This window comes from Stieleria sp. (assembly GCF_041595215.1).
Lineage (GTDB): Bacteria > Planctomycetota > Planctomycetia > Pirellulales > Pirellulaceae > Stieleria > Stieleria magnilauensis.
Window position 1 is genome coordinate 1 of the sequence record NZ_JBFHKV010001388.1, and the last position, 1,844, is coordinate 1,844.

The window sequence follows — 1,844 nt, forward strand, 5'->3', positions numbered from 1 at the left end:
CATCAATTCGAAGATCGGTGATCACCGGCAAGGCATGCTGTTTATGGAAAAGGGACGGCGCGCCGGCGATTATCCCTACTTCGGTTCGGTTGTCTCAAAATATCTGGCTCCCACCGATGCCGAACTGCCCGGCTACATTCACATCAGCAAACGCGGCATCGTTGATTCGACGGCTGCGTTCTTGGGGGCTCGGCACGCCGAACTGAAACTGTTAGGCGACCAGGCACCGGCAAACCTCGTCTCGCCGAAATCGATCGACGAACCCGCCGACGAGGCTCGCCAACGGCTGCGTGTTCAATTTGATCGTCGGTTCTCACAGCAGCGTTCGCGTGCGCTGACGGATGTCTACAACAGTTCGTTCGAACAAGCTGAAAAACTGATGAAACGCAAGGCGATGTTTGAGGGCACCGTCAGCGAGCAAGACCTGGACCGTTACGGCCGCCACGATTTCGGCCGCCATTGCATCCTCGCGCGTGACTTACTGGAGAACGGTGCCACGTGCGTCAAAGTCACGCATCATGGTTACGATACGCACGCAGAGAATTTTAATTTTCACCTGGAGCAACTCGGCGAATTCGACAAGACGTTTTCGATGTTGCTCGACGACATCCACGATCGCGGAATGCTCGACAGTACATTGGTGATCGTCTATTCCGAGATGGGACGCACGCCGAAAATCAACACGAAATACGGTCGTGATCACTGGGGGACGGCGTGGTCCGTTGCGATGGGCGGGTGCGGCATCCAGCCCGCCGCGGTGATCGGCAAAACCAACGACGAGGGGACGGAAGTCGTCGAACGCGAAGTCGACGGCGGACATCTGTTTCATACGTACCTGTCCGCACTCGGGCTTGATTCCACGACGGACCACGACGTTGCCGGAAAATCGATTCCGATCGGCGACCCCGCCGCGGCGCCGATTGAGGAGCTGTTGGCATGAATTCAAACGCAACCATCGATCCGGTTCAGACGCACCTGATCGGCGAATTCAAGCATTCCCGGCCACTCACTACGCTGCGCGTCGATCCGGCGTCGCGTTTTGTCGCCGCAGGCGCTCAAGACCTGGATGTTCAACTCTGGGATCTTGATGACGGCACACTCCGAACGCTGAGCGGACATCAAAGCTGGGTTCGATCCATCGATTTTTCCGGCGACTCGAAACAGCTCTACACCGCGTGCTGGGGCGGAGTCGTCAACATCTGGGACCTCACCCGAGACGATCCTTCGATCATCCGCAGCATCTCCGCTCATCAGGGTGCCGCCCGCTGGGTGCGAGTCAGCCCAGACGGCACGCGTCTGGCGACGTGCGGCAACGACTTGCTTGTCAAACTGTGGAACATTGAAACCGGAGAGCAAGAGCTAGAGCTGAAGGGGCACGAGCGACACGTCTACGGCGTCGACTTTCACCCCGACGGCGCGCACTTGGTTTCTCAAGATCTGATGGGCGTGATCTTGATTTGGGATCTGAAAACGGGTGAGCAGCAACGCAAAATCGATGCCGGCATGATGACGGGCTACGACAAGAAATTTGCGGCCGACATGGGCGGCGCACGGGACATGCAATTCAATGCCTGCGGAAGCCGATGGGCCAGCGCGGGGATCACCAAAGTGGTGAACTCGTTCGCCGGGATTCAGGATCCGATCATCGTGGTTTTCGACTGGGAAACCGGTGAAGCGACCCGGCAACTTCGCGCGGCGGAGAATTTCAAAGGCATCGCGTGGGCGGTACGGTTCCATCCCCAAGGCTTCCTGGTCGGCGGAGGTGCGGACAAATCAGGCAAAGGCGAACTTTGGTTTTACAACGATGGCAGTGACGAGGCATTTCACACGTTCAAAATGAAAAG

Annotated in this window: 2 protein-coding genes; both read left to right on the plus strand. The window is 57.7% G+C overall.

Annotated elements, in window-relative coordinates; genetic code table 11:
* Window positions 1-940 (plus strand): DUF1501 domain-containing protein (locus ABX749_RS31505; protein ID WP_372899523.1); only part of this gene is annotated, 940 nt, incomplete at its 5' end.
* Window positions 937-1,844 (plus strand): WD40 repeat domain-containing protein (locus ABX749_RS31510; protein WP_372899524.1); only part of this gene is annotated, 908 nt, incomplete at its 3' end. The genes ABX749_RS31505 and ABX749_RS31510, both read left to right, overlap by 4 nt.